General features: G+C 72.5%; 18 protein-coding genes. 6 read left to right on the top strand and 12 right to left on the bottom strand.

What is annotated here, in order from left to right; genetic code table 11:
• Positions 1-214 precede the first annotated feature (214 nt).
• Positions 215-826: a YceI family protein gene (locus I3F54_RS21990; protein ID WP_240120556.1), complete on the top strand. Its 612-nt coding sequence runs from the start codon at positions 215-217 to the stop codon at positions 824-826.
• Between the two features lie 199 nt (positions 827-1,025).
• On the opposite strand, the gene I3F54_RS21995 is transcribed toward I3F54_RS21990, so the two are convergent.
• Positions 1,026-2,426: a hypothetical protein gene (locus I3F54_RS21995; RefSeq protein ID WP_240120557.1), complete on the bottom strand. Its 1,401-nt coding sequence runs from the start codon at positions 2,424-2,426 to the stop codon at positions 1,026-1,028.
• A 386-nt stretch (positions 2,427-2,812) separates the two neighbouring features.
• On the opposite strand from I3F54_RS21995, the gene I3F54_RS22000 reads away from it, so the two are divergent.
• Positions 2,813-3,502, top strand: a complete 690-nt coding sequence (locus tag I3F54_RS22000; protein WP_240120558.1) for an SLATT domain-containing protein — start codon at positions 2,813-2,815, stop codon at positions 3,500-3,502.
• Between the two features lie 96 nt (positions 3,503-3,598).
• Here I3F54_RS22000 and cimA read toward each other — a convergent pair whose 3' ends face one another.
• The 5 genes from cimA to ureA form a co-directional block, all read right to left on the bottom strand.
• Complete coding sequence (cimA, locus tag I3F54_RS22005; RefSeq protein ID WP_240120559.1) at positions 3,599-5,212, bottom strand: citramalate synthase; 1,614 nt, start codon at positions 5,210-5,212, stop codon at positions 3,599-3,601.
• 379 nt (positions 5,213-5,591) lie between these two features.
• A complete protein-coding gene (locus I3F54_RS22010) occupies positions 5,592-6,203 on the bottom strand; it encodes a TetR/AcrR family transcriptional regulator (protein ID WP_240120560.1) in 612 nt (203 codons plus the stop codon).
• 167 nt (positions 6,204-6,370) lie between these two features.
• Positions 6,371-7,420, bottom strand: a complete 1,050-nt coding sequence (locus tag I3F54_RS22015) for an agmatine/peptidylarginine deiminase (RefSeq protein ID WP_240120561.1) — start codon at positions 7,418-7,420, stop codon at positions 6,371-6,373.
• A gap of 20 nt (positions 7,421-7,440) precedes the next feature.
• Complete coding sequence (locus I3F54_RS22020) at positions 7,441-9,153, bottom strand: urease subunit alpha (protein WP_240120562.1); 1,713 nt, start codon at positions 9,151-9,153, stop codon at positions 7,441-7,443.
• Entirely contained in the window at positions 9,150-9,887 is a 738-nt protein-coding gene (ureA, locus tag I3F54_RS22025) for an urease subunit gamma (protein ID WP_240120563.1), read from the bottom strand. Before ureA ends, I3F54_RS22020 begins: the two co-directional genes overlap by 4 nt.
• 154 nt (positions 9,888-10,041) lie before the next feature.
• Here ureA and I3F54_RS22030 point away from each other — a divergent pair, with 154 nt between their 5' ends.
• Complete coding sequence (locus tag I3F54_RS22030; protein WP_240120564.1) at positions 10,042-11,484, top strand: cytosine permease; 1,443 nt, start codon at positions 10,042-10,044, stop codon at positions 11,482-11,484.
• Positions 11,485-11,488: 4 nt separating this feature from the next.
• On the opposite strand, the gene I3F54_RS22035 is transcribed toward I3F54_RS22030, so the two are convergent.
• The 3 genes from I3F54_RS22035 to I3F54_RS32150 form a co-directional block, all read right to left on the bottom strand.
• Complete coding sequence (locus tag I3F54_RS22035) at positions 11,489-12,577, bottom strand: branched-chain amino acid aminotransferase (RefSeq protein ID WP_240120565.1); 1,089 nt, start codon at positions 12,575-12,577, stop codon at positions 11,489-11,491.
• Positions 12,578-12,829: 252 nt separating this feature from the next.
• Entirely contained in the window at positions 12,830-13,873 is a 1,044-nt protein-coding gene (locus I3F54_RS22040; RefSeq protein WP_240120566.1) for a 3-isopropylmalate dehydrogenase, read from the bottom strand.
• Positions 13,874-13,963: 90 nt separating this feature from the next.
• Complete coding sequence (locus tag I3F54_RS32150; protein WP_275676621.1) at positions 13,964-14,095, bottom strand: hypothetical protein; 132 nt, start codon at positions 14,093-14,095, stop codon at positions 13,964-13,966.
• Between the two features lie 562 nt (positions 14,096-14,657).
• Between I3F54_RS32150 and I3F54_RS22045 the strand changes: the two genes are divergently transcribed.
• Both I3F54_RS22045 and I3F54_RS22050 read left to right on the top strand, forming a co-directional pair.
• A complete protein-coding gene (locus tag I3F54_RS22045) occupies positions 14,658-15,623 on the top strand; it encodes an NADP-dependent oxidoreductase (RefSeq protein ID WP_240120567.1) in 966 nt (321 codons plus the stop codon).
• Between the two features lie 320 nt (positions 15,624-15,943).
• Complete coding sequence (locus I3F54_RS22050; protein WP_240120568.1) at positions 15,944-16,150, top strand: DUF5988 family protein; 207 nt, start codon at positions 15,944-15,946, stop codon at positions 16,148-16,150.
• 196 nt (positions 16,151-16,346) lie between these two features.
• Here I3F54_RS22050 and pruA read toward each other — a convergent pair whose 3' ends face one another.
• Both pruA and I3F54_RS22060 read right to left on the bottom strand, forming a co-directional pair.
• Positions 16,347-17,978, bottom strand: coding sequence for an L-glutamate gamma-semialdehyde dehydrogenase (gene pruA / locus I3F54_RS22055; protein ID WP_240120569.1), 1,632 nt, complete (start codon positions 17,976-17,978; stop codon positions 16,347-16,349).
• A 49-nt stretch (positions 17,979-18,027) separates the two neighbouring features.
• The gene (locus tag I3F54_RS22060; RefSeq protein WP_240120570.1) at positions 18,028-18,954 is read right to left on the bottom strand and encodes a proline dehydrogenase family protein; all 927 of its coding nucleotides are present in this window, start codon (positions 18,952-18,954) and stop codon (positions 18,028-18,030) included.
• Between the two features lie 181 nt (positions 18,955-19,135).
• Between I3F54_RS22060 and I3F54_RS22065 the strand changes: the two genes are divergently transcribed.
• On the top strand, positions 19,136-20,299 hold the full coding sequence (locus tag I3F54_RS22065) for a CdaR family transcriptional regulator (protein WP_240120571.1): 1,164 nt from the start codon (positions 19,136-19,138) through the stop codon (positions 20,297-20,299).
• A gap of 311 nt (positions 20,300-20,610) precedes the next feature.
• On the opposite strand, the gene serA is transcribed toward I3F54_RS22065, so the two are convergent.
• Positions 20,611-22,200 (bottom strand): phosphoglycerate dehydrogenase, encoded by a 1,590-nt coding sequence (gene serA, locus I3F54_RS22070; RefSeq protein WP_240120572.1) that lies wholly within the window; start codon positions 22,198-22,200, stop codon positions 20,611-20,613.
• Positions 22,201-22,378 lie beyond the last annotated feature (178 nt).

A 22,378-nucleotide genomic window follows, 5' to 3' on the forward strand; every position in this document is an offset into this window, starting at 1 on the left:
GTGCCGCACATCCGGCGCGCGGGATGCCACCACTCGAGTGACACGGGGGGCCGCCGAAGAGACTAGCGGGAAGAGTGGCAACCCCCGAAACACAGCCAGAGAAGTTGAACCTTGAACGGAATAGGGCTACGGTCGACGGCGTTGGCTAATTGAAGATTCAACAGAAGGTCGCCGACTTCGGTACGACCTTCCTCCGTCCCCCAAGGAGCACGTCATGGGCATCTTCGGCCGCAGGACCACCGAGACCACCGCCGTCGCGACCGCGCCGGCCGCCGTCAGCGCCGAACTGGCCGCCCTCACCGGCGACTACACGATCGACACGTCCCACTCCACCCTCGGCTTCGTCGCCCGCCACGCGATGGTGACGAACGTCAAGGGCAAGTTCGGCGACTTCACCGGGAGCCTGCATCTGGACGGCACCGACCCGTCCCGGTCCACCGCCTCCCTCGACGTCGTGATGGACAGCATCGACACGGGCAACACCGACCGCGACGGCCACCTGAAGAGCGCGGACTTCTTCACCGCGGAGGAGTTCCCGACCATGACCTTCCGCTCCACCGGCGCGGAGGCCCTGGGCGGCACCGAGTACCGCATCACCGGCGACCTGACGATCCTCGGCACCACCCGGCCGCTCACCGTCGACCTCGAGTTCAACGGCTCCGCCAAGGACCCCTACGGCAACGAGCGCGTCGGCTTCGAGGGCAAGGCGGAGATCCTCCGCTCCGAATGGGGCCTGACCTGGAACGCGGCGCTGGAGACGGGTGGCGTCCTGATCTCCGACAAGATCAAGCTCCACTTCGACGTCTCGGCGATCCGCACGGCGTGAGACGAGGTGCCCGGGGGACGAGCGGGCCCGGCGGGGACGGAGGGACCCGCCCGCTCCTCCCGCACGCACTCGGGCAAGAAGCAGCCCACCGGGGCCGGTTCGTGGCAGGTGGTCGGGTCAGGGACGGCGTCGTGCACCGACCCCGGAGGCGACGCAGGCGGGCGGACGGGGGACGGCTCCCACCCCGGGGCGCGCCGTCTCAGAAGCCGCCGCCGAAGTCTCCTCCCCCGCCGCCGAAACCGCCGCCCCCGTCGAAGCCGCCGCCGAAGCTGCCGAAGTCCCCGGGGTCGAAGTCGGCTCCCGAGACGTCTCCGCCCTGGTAGCCGCCTCCGAAGTCGCCGTAGCCGCCGCCGTAGGCGGCGCCGTAGGCGGGGGCGGCCATCATGTTGCCGAGCATCGTGCCGATGAGCAGGCCCGGAAGGATGCCGCCGCCGAAGTAGCCGCCGGCCCAGGGGCCGTAGGCGGGGCCCGCCTCCCAGTAGGGACGGCGGCCCTGGTCGGTGTCGACCTCGCGGACCATCGGATCGTGGCCCTCGGCGAGGCGGACCTGGTCGGCGGCGCACACCGGCACCTCGCGCGGGGAACCGGCGGGCGGGGTCCACTCGGCGTCGGCGACCGAGGGGCCGTGGCGCGGGTCGAAGAAGCAGGGCGGGCGGCGTTCGGGCAGGGGGCCGCCCTCGCGGCGGGCGGCCAGCTGCGCGAGCGAGAAGCGGCCGTCCTCCAGCGTCTCGGTGACCCCGCGGACGTCCTCCGGCCGGGTGGCGGCGGCCATCAGCGACTTGGCCTTCTCGTAGGCGTCCAGGGAACGTTCGTAGTCCGCGCGCATCGCGTCGTCGGCGCCCGCCTCCGCGGGGTGGAAGTCCAGACGGTCGAGCTCCTCGCCGAAGGCGGTGATGTCCTCGTCCACGACGACCCGCAGCTTCTCCAGTGCGGCCCGCTGCTCCTCGACGCGACGGCGCCGACTGCGGCGGACCAGGACGTACGCGCCCGCGCCACCCGCGAGGACCACGGCGCCGGCGGTGACCAGCGCGGCGGGGGAGGCCCCGCTGCCGCTGCCGGAGGAGCCCCAGCCGGCGGGCGCCGCGCCGCCCATGTTGACCAGGGCGCGGTCGGTGAAGTCGTTGAGCTGGGTCGCGGCGCCGCTGTCGCCCCGGACGCTCGTGACCAGGTTCTGGACGGCGGTGGGCGGCAGGACCGCGGAGTCGGCACGGGCGTCGAAGCGGTCGCCGAGGCGGACGGCGTACAGGCCGGTGATGCCGGTCGCGGTGCGCAGGTCGGTGAACAGGTTCTCGGTGGGTTGGTCCGCCGGCAGCACCGCCACGAACAGCGGCTTGTCCGCGTCCTTGATCTTCTGGGCCAGGGCGTCGGCGTCTGCGGCCGACAGCTGGTCGGAGGCGGCCGGGTCGACGTAGACGGGGCTCTGGCGCAGGGCCGCGGCGACGGTCGACAGATTCGCGTCGGCGGCCACGGCGCGCGGGGCACCGCGCTGCGCGCCCGAGTCCGCCGTGGCGTGCGGAAGGCCGGCCAGAACGGCCAGCCCGACGAGGGCGAGGGCCAGCAGGAGTCCCGGGAGGCTTCGGGTCCGTGTGACGGACTTCATATACCGACGTTACCCGAAGCCTTCCGGGACTGGTCAGTGATGCGGGTGGGAATTGTGCCGGTTCGCGCCGCACGATGGGCCGCGACCGGCTCCGCCGCCGCCTCTCCGTAGCGACCGGTCGACAGAAGGTGACCGGCGGCGGCGAACGGCTCGGCCACCGCGGCCGTCATCGTGTCGTCCAGGGCCGTTCCCGGCATGGGCCCTCCCCTGGCTCCCGCTCTTCACTCATGGCTTGGCTCATACCGTGAGCGAAACGGTGTCCCGCAGGTCCGTCGAGACGTCGCACCGGCCGTGTCACCCCGGCGGACCCACCCCGCGCCCGGCCCCTACGATGCCCTTACTGCCGTGGGCCGACCGGCCGACCGGCCGCAGCGAAGGGGGCGGGGATGGGGACGTTCGTCAGGCGCAGAGCCGGCGACATGACGGTGAACGAGCTGGCCGAGCTGGACCGGTCGCGCACACGGGCCGACCTGCTGCTGGAGCTGTTCCGGCACGCCGAGAACGAGGTGATCGGGGCGATCGGCTGGTACCTGGAGCAGCGCCGGCGACCGGCTGTGTGGTCGCGGACGCTGCGAGCCCTCGCCGCGCTGCTCGGCATCGCCGGGACCATCACCCCGCTGGTGCACGCCGCCGTCCCGGCGGCCGTGCAGCCCGAGTGGGGCTTCGTCTTCCTGGCGGGCGGCGCGGGCTGCGTCCTCTTCGACCGTATCTTCGGGTTCTCCGCGTCCTGGACCCGCTACATCCGCAGCGAGCTGGCGCTCCAGCAGATCCTCAAGAGGGCCCAGGCCGAATGGGCCCAGACCTATCTGAGGATCACCGACTCCCCCAGTGACAAGGAGCAGGCGGCGCTGCTGGGCGTCATCGAGCGGCTGCGCACCGACGGCCAGCGGATCCTGGAGGAGGAGAGCAGGGCGTGGATGGGCTACCTGGCCGACGGGATCGAGGAGCTGACCCGCTCCACCACGCCCAGCGCCGGCCAGCGGCCGGGTCCCGCGGGAGTGCTGCGGATGGACCGCACGACGGGACGCGACCAGGGCACCGACCCGGCAACGAGGCCGCGCACCTCGGCCCTGTGACGCGGCGGTGCCCCGAAGCGGCGAGCGGACCGGTGCGAGCTGCCGCGGCGGTGCCGCGTCCGGCCGGCGGCCGGACGCGGCACGCCCTCGGAAGGGTCAGTGCGCGGGCTCCACGCCCGCCCGCAGCAGGCCGTAGGCGTAGGCGTCCTCCAGTGCCTGCCAGGAGGCGGCGATGACGTTGTCGGCGACACCGACCGTGGACCACTCGCCGGAGCCGTCCGTCGTGGAGATCAGGACCCGGGTCGTGGACTGGGTACCGTGCTTGCCCTCCAGGATGCGGACCTTGTAGTCGACCAGCTCGAACGAGGCGAGCGGGGGGTAGATCTTCTCCAGACCCACCCGCAGGGCGCGGTCGAGGGCGTGGACCGGGCCGTTGCCCTCCGCGGTGGCGACGATGCGCTCGCCCTTGGCCCACAGCTTGACCGTGGCCTCGTTGGCGTGGGTGCCGTCGGGCCGGTCCTCGACGATGGCCCGCCAGGACTCGACCTCGAAGTACCGCAGCGGCTTCCCGCCGTGCACCTCCGCCCGCAGCAGCAGCTCGAACGAGGCGTCGGCCGCCTCGTAGGTGTACCCCTTGAGCTCGCGCTCCTTCACCCGCTCCACGACCCGGCCCACCAGCTCGCGGTCGCCGCCGAGGTCGACCCCCAGCTCCTTGCCCTTCAGCTCCACCGACGCCCGGCCGGCCATGTCGGACACGAGCATCCGCATGGTGTTGCCGACCTGCTCCGGGTCGATGTGCTGGTACAGGTCCGGGTCGACCTTGATGGCGGAGGCGTGCAGCCCGGCCTTGTGGGCGAAGGCGGAGACGCCGACGTACGGCTGGTGCGTGGAGGGCGTCAGGTTCACCACCTCGGCGATGGCGTGTGAGATCCGGGTCATCTCGCGCAGCCGGCCTTCGGGGAGCACCTGCTTGCCGTACTTCAGCTCCAGTGCGGCGACGACCGGGAACAGGTTGGCGTTGCCGACCCGCTCGCCGTACCCGTTCGCGGTGCACTGCACGTGCGTCGCGCCGGCGTCCACCGCGGCGAGCGTGTTGGCCACCGCGCATCCGGTGTCGTCCTGGGCGTGGATGCCGAGCCGGGCGCCGGTGTCGGCCAGCACCGTGGAGACGACCGCGTGGATCTGGGCGGGCAGCATGCCGCCGTTGGTGTCGCACAGGATCACCACGTCCGCGCCCGCCTCCGCGGCGGTCCGTACCACGGCCTTGGCGTACTCGGGATCGGCCCGGTAGCCGTCGAAGAAGTGCTCGCAGTCGACGAAGACCCGGCGCCCCTGCGAGCGCAGATGGGCGACCGTGTCCCTGATCATCGCCAGGTTCTCGTCCAGGGTGGTCCGCAGCGCCAGCTCCACATGCCGGTCGTGGGACTTGGCGACCAGGGTGATGACCGGGGCGCCGGACTCCAGCAGTGCCCTGACCTGTGGATCCTCCTCCGCGGTGGCGCCGGCCCGGCGGGTGGCCCCGAAGGCGACCAACTGCGCGTGACGGAAGTCGATCTCCTGCCGGGCGCGGGCGAAGAACTCGGTGTCCCGCGGGTTGGCGCCGGGCCAGCCACCCTCGATGAAGCCCACGCCGAAGTCGTCCAGGTGCCGTGCGATCGCGAGCTTGTCGGCGACGGTGAGGTTGATGCCCTCCCGCTGTGCGCCGTCGCGCAGCGTGGTGTCGAAGACGTGGAACGAGTCGTCGAGCTCGTTGTGTGCCGTCTCGGTCATGGTCTCAAGGCTCCTGTTGTGAATCTTCGGTCATACCGGAACAACCGGCTCCACCGTCCCCTCATGGCCCCTCGCACGTCCCTCCCGGCTGAAGGTGGGCCAGGAAACAGAAAAACCTCTCGCGGGTGCGAGAGGTCTGCGCGCGGGTCGAGGACGACGGTGGCCGCCCGTACCTGGTCGTACGTGACGGTCACTGCGGACCGGCGCGCCTGCTGCCAATAATCGTGGCGAACGAGAGCACGGGGGCAGTCTGGCACAATCCGCCCGCGTGCTCACCGCCCGTCTCAGGATGCGAACAGAGTGCTGGTCACCGGCGGCCCTCGGCGATCCGGCGGGCCACCGCCCCTCGCCGGCCGGGACGTGGGCGTGCCCGGGCCGCTCAGGTGCCGGACAGGAGCGTCTGCTCCAGGAACTCCCCCACATGACCGAGGATCTGCGCCCGGTCCGTCCCCCGCAGCCCGATCGCCACATGGATGGAGAAGCCGTCGAGCAGCGCCCGCAGCCGGGTGGCGAAACGATCCGGGTCGACCCGGCGGAACTCCCCCCGCGACACCCCTTCCGCGAGCAGGGCGACGAGGTCGCGGTGCCAGGCGCCCTCGATGGCGGCCTGCCGGTCGCGGGCGGCCTCGTCGGCGTTCTGCGAACGGTTCCAGACCTCCAGCCACAGCGTCCAGTGCGGGTCGCGGTGGCCGTCGGGGACGTACAGGTCCACGAAGGCGTCGAGCCGCTCGCGGGCCGTTCCGGGCCGGGTCAGCAGCCTGCCGCGTTCGGCGCCGAGCCTGCCCTCGCTCCACTCCAGGGTCTGCAGCAGCAGCTCGTCCTTGGAGTGGAAGTAGTACAGCAGGTGCCCGCTGCTCATCTGGACCTCACGGCCGAGCGCGGCCATGGTGAGTTTCTCCAGCCCCCGCTCCGCGATCATGTCCATGGCCGCGGCGAGGACCTCCTCGCGGGGCGGGGCGGGGGTGCGGCGGCGCGGTGCGGGGGCGCTCATGCGCGCACCCCCCGGCCCGCGCCGGACGCCGGGCCGGGCAGGGCACGGCCCGCGCCCGGGAGCCCGCCGCCGCCGGGACGCTCCCGGAGCGCTGGCGGACGGCGCGGGGGTCGGGTGGGCCGGTGACCGCGGACCCGGCGGTGCAGCAGTACGTTCACCCGTACGTTCTACCCGAGCGGGGCCTTCGGCTGCTGCTGGGTGATGCAGTGGATACCGCCCCCGCCCGCGAACACCGTCCGGGCGTCGACCAGGGTCACCGTCCGCTCCGGGAACAGGCGGCGGAAGATACCGGCGGCGATCTCGTCGCGCGGGTCGTCGAAGGCGCACAGGACCACGCCGCCGTTGCAGAGGTAGTGGTTGATGTAGGAGTAGTCGGCCCAGTGGCCGTCGGCCTCCAGGACGGCGGGCGCGGGGACCTCGACGACCTCCAGTCTCCGGCCCCGGGCGTCCGTCTGGGAGCGCAGGATGCCGATGGCCTCGCGGGTCACCTCGTGGTCGGGGTGGGCCGGGTCCGGCTGGTGGTGGGCGAGGACCACGCCGGGCCGGGCGAAGGCGGCGACGATGTCGACGTGCCCGAGGGTGCCGAAGCCGTGGGGCGGGTAGTCCCCGGTGAGGCCGCGGGGCAGCCAGACGGCCTTGCGGGTGCCGAGGTGGGCGTGGATCTCGGCCTCGACCTGTGCGCGGGTCCAGTGCGGGTTGCGCTCGGGGCCGAGCTGGACCGTCTCCGTCAGCAGGACGGTGCCCTCGCCGTCGACGTGGATCGCGCCGCCCTCGTTCACCAGCTTCGAGGCGTACGTCTTCGCGCCGGCGAGGTCCGCGACGTACGCGGCGATCTTCGCGTCGTGCTCCCAGCGGGCCCAGTCCTGGGCGCCCCAGCCGTTGAACGTCCAGTCGACGGCGGCCAGTTCGCCGCGGGCGCTGGTGAGGAAGGTCGGGCCGACGTCCCGCATCCAGGCGTCGTCCAGCTCGCGCTCGACCAGGTCGACGCCGGGCCCGAGGAGTTCGGCGGCCTGCGCCGACCCGCCCTGCCCGCACACCACGGTCACCGGTTCGAAGCGGCGGACGGCGCGGGCGACGGACGCCCAGGCGGCCCGGGACGCGGCCAGGGCCTCGGGGTCGTCGAAGGTCGGGTTGGGGCCGGGCCACGCCATCCAGGTGCGCTCGTGAGGGGTCCATTCGGCGGGCATGTGGAAACCGTCGGCGGCAGGGGTGCTCATGCAGCTGGTCCTTTGGCGGGTCAGAGGAAGTACAGGCGGTTGAGGGAGACGGAGTCGGCGGGCGCGGAGCGCAGCGGCTCTCCGTCCAGCGTCACCAGGCCCGTGCGCTGGTCGACGTCGACCGCTCCGGTGCGGGAGTTCAGGCGCAGGTCGGCCGGGCCGATGCCGCGGGTGCCCCGGACGGCGACGCGGCGGCGCCGGGTGGGCATGGTGTCGTGGCCCTGGTCGAGCGCGGCCCGGGCCACGAAGGCGACGGAGAGGTCGGCGGGGGTGGCGCCGTGCGCCCCGAACTGCGGGCCGAGGACGAGGGGTTCGCAGGTGTCGGTGGCGGCGTTGGGGTCGCCGACGACGCCGTACGCCGGGAATCCCGCCTTGAGGACGAGCTGCGGCTTGGCGCCGAGGTACTCCGGGCGCCACAGCACGATGTCGGCGAGTTTGCCGGTTTCGATCGAACCGACCTCGTGGGCCAGGCCGTGCGCGATGGCCGGGTTGATCGTCAGCTTGGCCAGGTAGCGCAGGACGCGCTCGTTGTCGTGGTCGCCGGTGGCGCCCAGCTCGGCCTTCATCTTGCCGGCCATGGCGAAGGTGCGGCGGACCGTCTCGCCGGCCCGGCCCATGCCCTGCGCGTCCGACGACGTGATGCCGATGGCGCCCAGGTCGTGCAGCACGTCCTCGGCCCCCATGGTCCCGGCGCGGATCCGGTCGCGGGCCATGGCGGCGTCGCCGGGCAGGTCGGTCTTCAGGTCGTGGACGGAGACGATCATGCCGTAGTGCTCGGCGACGGCGTCCCGGCCGAAGGGCAGGGTGGGGTTGGTCGAGGAGCCGATGACGTGGGGCACGCCGGCCATCTTCAGGACGTTGGGCACGTGCCCGCCGCCGCAGCCCTCGATGTGGAAGGCGTGGATGGTGCGGCCGTCCAGGACCCTGAGGGTGTCCTCGACCGACAGGCACTCGTTCAGACCGTCGCTGTGCAGGGCGACCTGGACGTCGTGCTCCTCGGCGACGCGCAGCGCGGTGTCCAGCGCCCGGGTGTGCGCGCCCATGTCCTCGTGGACCTTGAAGCCACTGGCGCCGCCCTCGGCGAGCGCCTCGACCAGGGGGGCGCTGTGCGAGGACGAACCCCGCCCCAGGAAGCCGATGTTGACGGGCCAGGCGTCGAACGCGCCGAACGCGTGCCTCAGCGCCCAGGGCGAGTTGACGCCGACGCCCCAGACCGGGCCGAACTCCTGCCCGATGACGGTGGTGACGCCGGAGGCGAGGGAGGCCTCCATGATGCGCGGCGACAGCAGGTGCACATGGGTGTCGACGGCCCCGGCGGTGGCGATGAGCCCCTCACCGGAGACGATGGAGGTTCCCGTGCCGACGACGACGTCCACTCCGTCGAGGGTGTCGGGGTTGCCGGCCCGGCCGATCGCGCGGATCCGGCCCTCGCGGATGCCGATGGACACCTTGCGGATGCCCTGCACGGCGTCGATGACCACGACGTTGCTGATGACCACGTCGCAGGTGTCGCGGACGGCGGCGGCCTTCAGGTGCAGTCCGTCGCGCGCGGTCTTGCCGAATCCGGCGAGGAACTCGTCGCCGTGGCGCTGCGCGTCGCTCTCGACCTCGATCGTCAGGCCACTGTCGCCCAGGCGGATCCGGTCCCCGGCCCGGGGGCCGTGGGTGGCGGCGTAGGCGTGGGGGTCCATGCGGACCGTCTCGCCGATCTCCCGTCCCTTCGAGCGGCTCATCGCCCGCCTCCTTCCGTCGTGCCGGACGCCCCGGCGCCGGAGGTCCCGGCGGAACCGGTGCCGGCTCCGAGATATCCGCAGGCAGCGGCCCGGCGCAGGGCCTCCTGCCGGGCGCCGGGCGCGTCCAGCGGCCCGTCGACGAGACCGGCGAAGCCGATCGCGACCCGGTCTCCGCCGATCGGCACGAGCCCGACCTCGTGCGTCTCGCCGGGCCCGAAGCGGACCGAGGACCCGGCGGGGACGGCGAGCCGCATGCCGTAGGCGCGGTCGCGGGCGAAGTCGAGGCGCGGATTGGCTTCGAAGAAGTGGAAGTGCGAGGTGACGGAGACCGGCACGGCGGCGGTGTTGGTGACCGCCAGGGTGAGTACCGGGTCGGGGTCGGCGTGCATCGGTCCGGGCAGCAGTGCGCCCGGTGCCCGCCCGCCCAGGCCGTCCCCGAGGGGGGAGGTGACCACGGCGAGCCGGGAACCGTCGTCGAAGACGGCCTCGACGTGCACCTCGGTGACGACGTCGGCGACGCCCGGCAGCACGTCGTCGGGGCCGAGGACCGAGCGGGCCCGCTCGATCGCCTCGGCGAGCCGCGCGCCGTCCCGGGCGGCCTCGCAGACCGTGTCGGCGATCAGCGCCGTGGCCTCGGGGACGTTGAGCCTCAGCCCACGGGCCCGGCGTGCCCGGGCCAGCTCCGCCGCTCCGAAGAGCAGCAGCCGGTCACGCTCGGTGGGGGTCAGTCTCACGACTCGGCACCTCCCTGCCTCCCTCTTGCTTTCCTTCGAGTTAGAGCATCACTCTAAACATGGAATTCACGCAACCGGAAGCTTGACGGGGAACAGCTGAGCACGCAGATTGAACGTCGCTCTAACTTTCTGGCGACGTCGAAGGAGCCCAGCCATGCCCATGGAACAGCGCGGAGTCGACACCGTTCCCGACGAGGAACGCACCAGCGGCCCCCGCGACCTCGTCTCGATCCTGCTCGGCTCCAACCTCTGCCTGGGCGTCATCGTCTTCGGCTGGCTGCCCGCGTCGTTCGGGCTCGACTTCTGGTCGGGCGTCAGCTCGATCGTCGTCGGCACCCTCGTCGGCACGGCCCTGACGGCCCCGCTGGCACTGATCTCCCTGCGCACCGCGACCAACCTGTCCACGTCCTCCGGTGCCCAGTTCGGCGTGCGCGGCCGGCTCGTCGGCTCGGTGGTCGGCCTGCTCCTGGCACTGGGCTACACCGCCCTGACGGTGTGGATCGGCGGCGACGTGATGGTGGGCGTACTGGGCCGCCTGTTCGGTCTGCGGGCGGACGGGTGGTCGTACGGCATCGTCTACGGCCTGCTCGCCGCGGCCACCGTCGCCGGCGCCGTCTACGGCTACAAGGTGCTGCTCGCCATGTCCCGCGTCCTGGCGATCGGCATGACGGCGCTGCTGGTGCTGGGGCTGGTCGCCTACGCCCCGCACTTCACCACGGGCGCGCTGCCGGAGGCGGGCGGCTACCTGCTCGGCGGGTACTGGCCGACGTGGCTGCTGTCGACGGTGGCGGCTGGCCTGTCCGGGCCGATCGCCTTCATCACCCTGCTCGGCGACTACACCCGCTACATCTCCCCCGCCCGCCACTCCTCGCGCCGCGTGCTGCACGCCACCTGGCTGGGCCTCGTCCTCGGCCTGCTGGTCCCGCAGCTGTTCGGCACCTTCACGGCCTACGCCTCCCGCGCCGTCCTCGACTACGCGGGCCCGCTGGTGGACGCCTCGCCCACCTGGTACCTGGTCCCGCTCCTGCTGGCCGCCTCCGCGGGCTCGGTCGGCAACGCCGGCCTGATGCTGTACTCGATGGGCCTGGACCTGGACGCGATCCTGCCGCGTGCCTCCCGCGCCCGCGCCACCCGCACGGTCGCCGTCGTCGCCACCGCGTGCGTGTTCGTCGGCCACTACGCCTGGAACGCGCAGTCCGCCATGACGTCCTTCGTCCTCCTGCTGACCGCGATCGGCACCCCGTGGGCGGTCATCACCCTGATCGGCTTCGCCCGCTGCCGCGGCGTGTACGACGCCGACGCCCTCCAGGTCTTCAACCGCCGCTCACGGGGCGGGATCTACTGGTACCGGGCCGGCTGGAACATGCGGGCCGCCCTCGCCTGGGCGCTCGGCGCCCTCGTCGGCCTGCTCGCGGTGTCGCTGCCCCAGTACGAGGGACCGCTGCTGGGGCTGACCGGTGGCGTGGACTGCAGCTTCCTGCTGTCGGGCCTGGTCGGCGGGGTCGTGTACCTGCTGCTGACGCCGGCCGCGGCGCGGCTGGGGGCCACCTCGGGGACGGAGTCCGAGATGGCCCTCAGCATGAGCGGGGAGCGCTGACGGCTCAGCCGATCCGGTGCATCCAGCCGTGCTCGTCCTCCGTGACACCGCGCTGGATGCCGAGCAGGGCCTCACGCAGGCGCAGGGTGACCGGGCCGGGGGTGCCGTCGCCCTGGGTCCACTGGGCACCGTCGGTCTTGACGGTGCCCACGGGAGTGATGACGGCGGCGGTGCCGCAGGCGAAGACCTCGGTGAGGGCGCCGCTCTCGGTGTCGGCCCGCCACTGGCCGATGGAGACGCGGGCCTCCTCGGACGCGTACCCGAGGTCTCGGGCGACGGCGAGCAGCGAGTCGCGGGTGACGCCCTCCAGGATGGAGCCGGTGAGGGTGGGCGTGACGATGCGGTCGCCGTAGACGAAGTACAGGTTCATGCCGCCGAGTTCCTCGACCCACTTGTGCTCCACGGCGTCGAGGTAGCACACCTGGTCGCACCCCTGGGCGGCGGCCTCGGCCTGGGCGAGGAGGGAGGCGGCGTAGTTGCCGCCGGTCTTGGCGTCGCCCATGCCACCGGGGACGGCACGGACGCGGTCCTGGGAGGCCCAGATCGACACCGGCTTGACCCCGCCGGGGAAGTAGGCGCCGGCCGGTGAGGCGATGACGATGAACAGGTACTCGTTGGCGGGCTTGACGCCGAGACCGATCTCGGTGCCGATCATGAACGGGCGCAGGTAGAGCGACTGCTCGCCGCCGTGCGCGGGCACCCAGTCGCGGTCCTGGCGCACGAGGGCGTCGCAGGCCTCGATGAACGTCTCGACCGGCAGCTCGGGCATGGCCAGCCGGTGGGCCGAGCGCTGGAAGCGCCGGGCGTTCTGGTCGGGGCGGAAGGTGGCGACCGAGCCGTCGGGCTGGCGGTAGGCCTTCAGCCCCTCGAAGATCTCCTGGGCGTAGTGCAGGACGTTGGTGGCGGGGTCGAGGGGGATCGGCGCGTACGGAACGAGCTGGCCGTCGTGCCAGCCCCGGCCCTCCGTCCACTTGATCGTCACCATGTGATCGGTGAAGTGGCGGCCGAACCCGGGGTTGGCGAGGATCGCCTCGCGGTCCGCGACGGGCAGCGGATGGGCGGAGGGCTTGAGCTCGATCGTGGGCGTCGTCATGAGTGGTTGTCCTTCACCGGTTGTCGTGACGGGCCGCGCTCACACCCGGAACCGGCCTGGCGACCGGTGCTAGGACGTCCGAGCATTCCCTCAAACCGCGGCTCCGCGTTCGATTATCGCGCGAAGGCGGCGACCGAAGGAATCGGGGTGAAGCGACCCAGGATTCGATGGTGGCACCCGGCGGCGGGCAGAGGAAAGCCGCCGGGCACGGTGGGTGACCCGACGGCTTCGAGGGTTTCGAGCAGCGCGGGGTCAGCCGGCTACCCGTGCGACCAGCGCGTCGCCGATCTCCGACGTGCTGCGGGCGGGCCCGCCGGTGCGCTCGGCGAGGTCGGCGGCGACGGCGCCCTCGACGCGGGCCGCCTCGCTCTCGTGGCCGAGGTGGCGCAGGAGGAGCGCGACGGACAGGACCGTGGCGGTGGGGTCGGCCTTGCCCTGGCCGGCGATGTCCGGGGCCGAGCCGTGGACCGGCTCGAACATGGACGGGAACGCGCGGCCGGGGTTGATATTGCCGGAGGCCGCGACGCCGATGCCGCCGGAGACGGCCGCGGCGAGGTCGGTGATGATGTCGCCGAAGAGGTTGTCGGTGACGATGACGTCGAACCGCTCGGGCTGGGTGACCAGGTAGATGGTGGCGGCGTCGACGTGGATGTACTCGGTGGTGACCTCCGGGTACTCCTCGGCCACCTTGTCGAAGATGTTCGTCCACAGGTGACCGGCGAAGGTCAGCACGTTGTTCTTGTGGACCAGCGTGAGCTTCTTGCGCGGGCGGGCCTGGGCGCGGGCGAAGGCGTCGCGGACCACGCGCTCGACACCGAAGGCCGTGTTGACGGAGACCTCGGTGGCGACCTCGTGCCCGGTGCCCGTGCGGATGCTGCCGCCGTTGCCGGTGTAGGGGCCCTCGGTACCCTCGCGGACGACGACGAAGTCGATCTCGGGCTGGCCGGCGAGCGGCGTGCTGACACCCGGGAGGAGCTTCGACGGCCGCAGGTTGACGTGGTGGTCGAAGGCGAAGCGGAGCTTGAGCAGGAAGCCGCGCTCCAGGACGCCGGACGGGACGCTGGGGTCGCCGATGGCGCCGAGCAGGATCGCGTCGTGCTGCTTCAGTGCGTCGAGGTCGGCGTCGGTGAGGGTCTCACCGGTGGCGTGGTAGCGCCGGGCGCCGAAGTCGTACTCCTTGGTCTCCAGCTTCACATCCTGCGGAAGAACGGCGGAGAGGACCTTCAGGCCTTCGGCCACGACCTCCTGGCCGATGCCGTCACCGGGGATCACTGCGAGATCGATGCTGCGAGACATGCCGGCACCCTACTCCTCGTCCCATGGGATGACACAAGCTGTCCGCCATACGGACGCAGCGGCGGATGCCGGGCATGCCTGCCGATCGGCTCAGTGGCCGGTCACGCCACCGTTGTCGCGGCGGTCGAGGGCTCGCTGGAGCGCGGCGGCGGCGTTCTTGCGGTCGCTCTCGCTCGTGCGGGAGCTGTGGCGGACACGGCGACGGACGGTCGTCTCGGCCATGGGGATCGACTCCTTAGGGCAGACCCGTAGCTCGGGCAGGGGGGTGACGAGACACCGGAAGGGGCGGGGAGCAGCGATGCCGCAGGGGTTGCCTGCTGGGGGCCCGGCTCACAGCCGCCGTTCGCTTGGTCGAGCGAGGCGTTCGGCTCCTACAAAGCTAAGGGAGCGGGACGCACCTGTCTCCACAATTACTCGGACTTCCTACTATCTGAGACGGCGGAGTGGGCCACACCGCGCCGGCCTGCGGTTCCACCGCCCACGGTGACCGGGCGCACACCCCGCGATCCGGCACCGCCTCCCCCTCGGGACGACGGGATCGTCCGGGCCCGCCGGACCTCGGGAGCCGGCGGGAGCGACCCCGCCCCGCAGACCCCGCGGGGAGCCGGCGGGCGGGGCGGCGGATCCGGCCGCGCCCGCGAGGTCCGGGGACCCTGCGGGCGGGCCCTGGCACGGGTCCGCGGCGCCCGCACACCGACCCCACCCGCCCGCGCGGCCCTTCTGGCCGGCGTGCCGCCGCGGGCGCACGATGGGAGGGACGGGACCACGCGGGGAGGGAGACCCCATGGGCACGGCACCCGCACTCACCCAGGTCATCACCCAGCGCCGGTTCGGCGGACCGGAGGTGCTGCAGATCGAGGACCGCCCGCGTCCCGGACCCGCCCCCGGGGAGGTGCTGCTGCGGGTGCGGGCAGTCGGGGTGAACCCGGTCGACTGGCTGGCCCGTTCGGGGACCGCCCCGCGCTACGGGGAGCCACCGTTCACCCTCGGCCGCGACGTGTCCGGCGTCGTCGAGGAGACCGGCGCGGGTGTCACCGTGTTCCGGCCCGGCGACGAGGTGTTCGGCACCGTGGACGGCGGCGCCTACGCCGCGTACACGGCCGCACCGGCCGCCCGGCTGGCCGTGAAACCGCCCGCACTGGACCATGTGCACGCCGCCGCGGCACCCACGGCGATGCTCACCGCCTGGCAGGCTCTGGTCGAGATCGCCCGGATCGGCCCGGGGACGCGGGTACTGGTGCACGCCGCGGCGGGCGGCGTCGGGCACGCGGCGGTGCAGCTCGCCAAGGCGGAGGGGGCCCATGTCACCGGAACGGCGCGCGCGGACCGGCACGGTTTCCTGCGGGACCTGGGCGCCGACGAGGTGATCGACTACACCGTGGGCGACTTCGCCTCCGCCGTCCACGCCATCGACGTCGCCCTCGACCTCGTCGGCGGCGCCTACGGCCCGCGCACGCTGAACACCCTCAAGCCGAACGGACTGCTGATCTGCGCACTCCCCGGTGATCCGGGACTGGCACCGGAGGACGTGGAGGCGCGCGGGATGCGTTTCGCGGTCGTCGAGGCGGAGCCGTCGGCCGAGCGCCTCGCCAAGATCGCCGCCCTGCTGGCGGCAGGCCGTGTCCGCATCCATGTGGAGGCGGTGCTCCCGTTCGCCGAGGCGGCGAAGGCACACGCCCTGGGAGAGGCGGGCCACCTGCGGGGCAGGCTCGTCCTCACCCTCCCGGACCAGCCCCCCGAAGACACGTGACCGGTGGACGGCGGCCGAGGCCGGCCGGACAGAACCGCCACGCCCACCGGCAGGGGCCCGGCGCGGAGGCCCGGGCACCGGTCGCGCCGCCCGTCGGGCGGCGCACGCCGCGAACGGGGGCGGCGGGCAGCAGCGGCGGTGCGGGCGTTCCCCGCCCCGCAGGAACCACGCGACCGTCCCCGCACGGCGGTCCCCGGGAGACGAAGGGGCCGGCCGGCACCTGTCGGCCCCGAGCGGCCCGGTTGCGCGCCTCGCTCCCACGGCTGATCCTGCTGAACGGCGGGGGACGTCACGGCACGGCAGCAGGAACGGGTGAGGTCATGACCAACGCGGCGAAGGCACTGCTGGAGGGCGGACCCGAGGACCTGTCCGAGCGGGTCGTCCCGATCACCCCTCCGGGAACGGAACTGAAGATCCCCTTCAGGGGCGGCTACGAGCACTTCCGGGCGACGTCCCGGCACCAGGACACGGCCGAGGGCCGCCTCGCGGTGTACGAGTGGTGGGAGCGGACCGAGGTGGCCGAGTAGCCCGCCCGGTCCGGCCCCCCTCGGACACGGGTCGCGGCCCGGGGTCCCGCCCGCCGACGGGGTGCGCATGCACCGCGCCGCCGGGCACGGACAGGCCGGGCAACGGCCGGGGGCCGGGCCACCGCGGGGCGCGCTCGTTCCCGAGTGCCCCGCGGGCCCGGCCCCCGGCCGTTCACCGCGGCATGCCGCGCGGGCGTCAGCCCATGTGCGGGTAGGTGTAGTCGGTCGGCGCGACCAGCGTCTCCTTGATGGCGCGGGTCAGCGTCCAGCGCATCAGGTTCTGCGGGGCACCGGCCTTGTCGTTGGTGCCGGAGGCCCGGCCGCCGCCGAAGGGCTGCTGGCCGACGACGGCGCCGGTCGACTTGTCGTTGATGTAGAAGTTGCCCGCGGCGTAGCGCAGCTTCTCCATCGTGTACGCGGCGGCCGCGCGGTCGCCCGAGACGACCGAACCGGTCAGGGCGTAGTCGGAGACGGACTCCATCTGGGTCAGCATCTCGTCGTACTTCTCGTCGTCGTACACGTGCACGGCGAGGATCGGGCCGAAGTACTCGGTCGTGAACACCTCGTTCTCCGGGTCGGTGCACTCGATGACGGTCGGGCGGACGAAGTAGCCGACCGAGTCGTCGTAGGAGCCGCCCGCTACGACCGTGCAGGCCGGGTCCTCGTGGGCACGGTCGATGGCGGCCTTGTTCTTGGCGAAGGCACGCTCGTCGATGACGGCACCGACGAAGTTCGACAGGTCCGTCACGTTACCCATGGTGATGCGGTCGACCTCGGCCGCGAACTCCTCCTTGAAGCCGTCGTTCCAGATCGACGCCGGGACGTACGCCCGGGAGGTCGCCGAGCACTTCTGGCCCTGGTACTCGAAGGCGCCGCGGGTCAGGGCGGTCTTCAGCACGGCGCGGTCCGCGCTCGGGTGGGCGACGACGAAGTCCTTGCCGCCGGTCTCGCCGACCAGGCGCGGGTAGGAGCGGTACTTCTCGATGTTGGCGCCGACCGTCTTCCACAGGTACTGGAAGGTCCTGGTCGAGCCGGTGAAGTGGATGCCGGCCAGGTCGCGGTGGTTCAGGGCGACCTCGGAGACGGCGATGCCGTCACCGGTGACCAGGTTGATGACGCCCTTGGGCAGACCGGCCTCCTCCAGCAGCCGCATCAGCAGCACGGCGGCATGGGTCTGCGTCGGGGACGGCTTCCACACCACGACGTTGCCCATGAGCGCCGGGGCCGTGGGCAGGTTGCCCGCGATGGCCGTGAAGTTGAACGGCGTGATCGCGTAGACGAAGCCCTCCAGCGGGCGGTGGTCGAGGCGGTTCCACACGCCCGGGGAGTTGGCCGGCGGCTGCTCGGCCAGGATCTGGCGGGCGTAGGCGACGTTGAAGCGCCAGAAGTCCACCAGCTCGCAGGGGGTGTCGATCTCGGCCTGCTGGGCCGTCTTGGACTGGCCGAGCATGGTGGAGGCGGCCAGGGTCTCGCGCCACGGACCGGCCAGCAGCTCGGCGGCGCGCAGGATGATCGCCGCGCGGTCGTCGAAGGACATCGCGCGCCAGGCCGGCGCGGCGGCCAGGGCCGCGTCGATGGCGTCCCGGGCGTCCGACTGCGTGGCGTTGCGGTAGGTGCCGAGGACCGACTTGTGGTCGTGCGGTTGCACGACCTGGAAGGCCTCGCCGCCGCCCATCCGCTTCTCACCGCCGATGGTGCACGGCAGATCGATGGGGTTCTCGGCCAGCTCCTTCAGCCTGGCCTCCAGACGGGCCCGCTCGGGCGAGCCGGGGGCGTAGCCGTGCACCGGCTCGTTGACGGGGGTGGGGACCTGGGTCACAGCGTCCATGGGTTCCGTAACTCCTTGACTTGAGCGGTGTTGCGAGCGTGTGCGGGGCTCAGCCCTTGCTGACCATCGAGCGCAGGAAGAAGCGCAGGTTGGCCGGCTTCTCCGCGAGGCGGCGCATGAAGTAGCCGTACCAGTCGGTGCCGTAGGCGGTGTAGACACGCATGCGGTGGCCTTCGGCGGCCAGCCGCAGGTGCTCGCCGCTGCGGATGCCGTACAGCATCTGGAACTCGTACTCGTCCAGCTTGCGCCCGGCCGCGCGGGCCAGTTCCTGGGCGATGGAGATCAGGCGCGGGTCGTGCGAGCCGATCATCGGGTACCCGCTGCCCTCCATCAGGATCCGCAGGATACGGACGTACGCCTTGTCGATCTCGTGCTTCTGCTGGTAGGCGACCTCCGCGGGCTCCTTGTAGGCGCCCTTCACCAGCCGCACACGGCTTCCTTCCGCGGCGAGGCGGCGGGCGTCGGCCTCGGTGCGGAAGAGGTAGGCCTGGATCACGCAGCCGGTCTGCGGGTAGTCCTTCCGCAGCTCCTCGTGGATGGCGAACATCGAGTCGAGGGTGGTGTGGTCCTCCGCGTCGAGCGTGACCGTCGTCCCGATGGCGGCGGCGGCCTCGACGACCGGACGGACGTTGCCGAGGGCCAGCTCGTGGCCGCCCTCCAGCGCCTGACCGAACATCGACAGCTTCACCGACATCTCGACCCGCTCGCCGAGCTCCAGCTCCTTCAGACGCCCGATGAGCTGCAGGTAGGAGTCCCGTGCGGCAGCGGCCTGCTCGGGGGTGGTGATGTCCTCGCCGACGACGTCCATCGTCAGCTCCAGCCCCTTGGCCGTCAGCTCCTTGATGATCGGCACGATGTCGCCGACGGTCTCACCGGGGATGAAGCGGTCGACGACCTGCTTGGTCACCGGGGCCGCCGAGATCAGGCGTCGCATCCGGTCGCTGCGCGACGCGGCGAGAATCACGGGACCCAGCACGGGGCACCTCCACAAACTGCCAGAAGACGGCCGCTACCCCACGACCGGGGGACGGCACGGAGAACCACCGTGAAACCTAAGGATCCCTCCGATCGTCGGCCATCGACAGCTGTCACGCATCCGTGCCCGAGATCTCAGACAGGTGTATGAAGGCGGCGGGGTCGTGCGGGACAATACCCGGATGACCGCGGAGCACAGGAGTGACTACCAGGAACTGGTCGACGAGATCTCGGAGCTGCTGGGCGCGCCCGCGACGCTGGAGAACCGCGACTTCGAGCTGATCGCCTTCGGGGTGTACGACAGTGAGGGCGACCTCGATCCGTCGGCCCTGGACCCCGTCCGCACCCGCTCGATCCTGACCCGGCGGTCCACCACCGCGGTCCGCACCTGGTTCGAGGGCTTCGGCATCGCCCGCGCCTCCGGTCCCGTCCGCATCCCGCCGACGCCGGAGGCCGGGGTGTACCGGGGGCGGATCTGCCTGCCCGTACGCCACCGCGGTGTCGTCCTCGGCTACGTCTGGCTGCTGGACGACGACCCCGGCCCCACCGACGCCCGGTTGGCCGCGGCCATGGAGGTGACGGCCCGGATCGGCGCGCTGCTCGCCGACGAGGTCCAGCACGGCGCCGACCTCACCCGGGAGTTCCGGGCGGTTCTGACCGCCGAACGGGGCTGGCAGCAGGACATGGCGGTGGCCGCACTGCGCACCGCGCTGGGCCCGCGTGCGGAGGGCCCGCACACCGTGGTCTGCGTCGCGCCCTGGCCGTCGGCCGACCCCGACGACGCCCCGTCGGCCCGGACGGTGCCGCACGCGACCGCGCTGTGCACAGTGCCGTGGGGCACTGCGGGACAGTGCCTGGCGGTCCTGGTGCGACTGCGCTCGACGGACGTGCGCCTGCCGGCGCTGACCGCGGCCTCACGCCTGCTGAAGGAGGGCACCGGCGCGGCTGGCGTCGGCGAGGTACGCACCGGTCTCGCCGAGGTGGGCGACTCCTGGCAGGAGGCCTCCGCGGCAGCCCGCGCCGCACTCGCCGAACCCCGCCTCGGCCCGGTCGCCGAGTGGTCCCGCATCGGCCCCTACCGGCTGCTGGCCTCGCTGCCCGCGGCGACCGCCCGGGACCCCGCCGTGGCCCCGCTGCTGGCCCCCGCCCACCAGGAACTCGCCCGCACGGCGGAGACGTACCTCGACCACGCGGGCCAGGCCGGCCGCACCGCCGCCGCGCTCGGCATCCACCGCCAGACCCTGTACTACCGCCTCTCCCGGGTGGAGCAGCTGACGGGCCTGGACCTCGACGACGGCGAGGACCGCCTGCTGCTGCACATGGCCCTGAAGGGGGCGCGACTGTGACCACCAGCCCGTTGAGAACGGTCTGGCGGCAGCGGCCCTCGGCGCCGACGGTTTCCCGGGCCGGTCCTCCGGGATGCGGCGAGGCCGCCCTGGCGGCCCGGGCACTGCGCGGGGTGCGGGTGGCGGGACGGGCAGGCGGCACAGGGAGGATCGTCGCCCGAGGGCGCGCGGCACGACGCGGAAAGCCGGACGGGCCGGGCGGCCCGTCCGGCGTGTGCGCAGGACGAACCCGTTCGCGACGAACGGGAGGCGGGGGCGGGAACCCCCGGCGCCGGCGGCCTCGGCCGCCGGTCACCGAACGGTGCGGGACCTCAGACGAGGTTCACCGAGCGGGAGGACGTGGCACCGATCTCGCTCGCGAGCTCGGCCAGCACAGCGGCGCCCACCGTGTCGTCGACCGTGAGCACCGCGAGCGCCTCGCCGCCGGCCGCCGCACGGGCGACCTGCATCCCGGCGATGTTGATGCCGGCCTCGCCGAGGATGCGGCCGACGGTGCCCACGACACCCGGACGGTCCTCGTACTTGAGCACCACCATGTGGTCGGCGAGCGCCAGGTCGACGTCGTAGTCGCCGACGGCGACGATCTTCTGGACGTGCTTGGGGCCGGCCAGCGTGCCGGAGACCGAGACCTCCTCGCCACCGGAGAGCGTGCCGCGCACGGTGACCACGTTGCGGTGGTCCGCCGACTCGGAGCTGGTGGTGAGGCGGACCTCGACACCGCGCTCCTGCGCGAACAGCGGGGCGTTGACGTAGGAGACCGTCTCGTCGACGACGTCCTCGAAGACGCCCTTGAGGGCGGAGAGCTCCAGCACCTTCACGTCGTGCTGGGTGATCTCGCCGTAGACCTCGACATCGAGGCGGACCGCGACCTCCCCGGCGAGCGCGGTGAAGATACGGCCGAGGCGCTCCGCGAGCGGCAGGCCCGGCTTGACGTCCTCGGCGATGACACCGCCCTGGACGTTCACGGCGTCGGGGACCAGTTCGCCGGCGAGCGCCAGGCGCACCGAGCGGGCCACGGCGATGCCGGCCTTCTCCTGGGCCTCGTCGGTGGAGGCGCCCAGGTGCGGGGTGGCCACGACCTGGTCGAACTCGAACAGCGGGGAGTCCGTGCAGGGCTCCTTCGCGTACACGTCGAGGCCGGCGCCGGCCACCCGGCCCTCCTTCAGCGCCGCGTACAGCGCCTCCTCGTCGACGATGCCGCCGCGCGCGGCGTTGACGACGCGGACGCCCGGCTTGACCTTGCGCAGCGCCTCGTCGCCGATCAGGCCGATCGTCTCGGGGGTCTTGGGCAGGTGGACGGTGATGAAGTCGGAGACCTCCAGCAGCTCGTCCAGCGACAGCACCTTCACACCCATCTGGGCGGCACGCGCGGGCTGCACGTAGGGGTCGTAGGCGACGACCTTCATGCCGAAGGCGGACATGCGCTGGGCGACGAGAGCACCGATGCGGCCCAGGCCGACGACACCGAGGGTCTTCTCGGCGAGTTCCACACCGGTGTACTTGCTGCGCTTCCACTCGCCGTTCTTCAGCGCGGCGTTGGCCTGCGGGATGTTGCGGGCGGTGGCGAGGATCAGACCGCAGGCCAGCTCGGCGGCGGTCACGATGTTGGAGGTGGGGGCGTTGACGACCATCACGCCGGCCTTGGTGGCGGCGGAGACGTCGACGTTGTCCAGGCCGACGCCGGCTCGCGCGACGACCTTGAGACGCTTCGCGGCGGCGACGGCCTCCGCGTCGACCTTGGTGGCCGAGCGGATCAGGACCGCGTCCACGTCGGCGATGGCCGGCAGCAGCTCGGAGCGGTCCGCCCCGTTGCAGCGCCGGATCTCGAAGTCCGGGCCGAGCGCGTCGACGGTGGCGGGCGACAGCTCTTCAGCGATGAGTACGACAGGTTTCGAGCTCACGTGAGTCCTCACATGTGCGATGCGGACGGCCGTCCCGACGGCCGCAGGCGGTGGAGGGGGGCTTGCCGCGTGGAAGACGCACGACGCTGTGGGCCTGACGCGTGTTGTGGAGAAGTGTAGTAGCGCGGCGACGGTCGTCCTGCGCCTCGGCGGAAGGATCACCCGTCCGTGGCTGGAC

The organism is Streptomyces sp. MUM 2J, assembly GCF_022414535.1.
Lineage (GTDB): Bacteria > Actinomycetota > Actinomycetes > Streptomycetales > Streptomycetaceae > Streptomyces.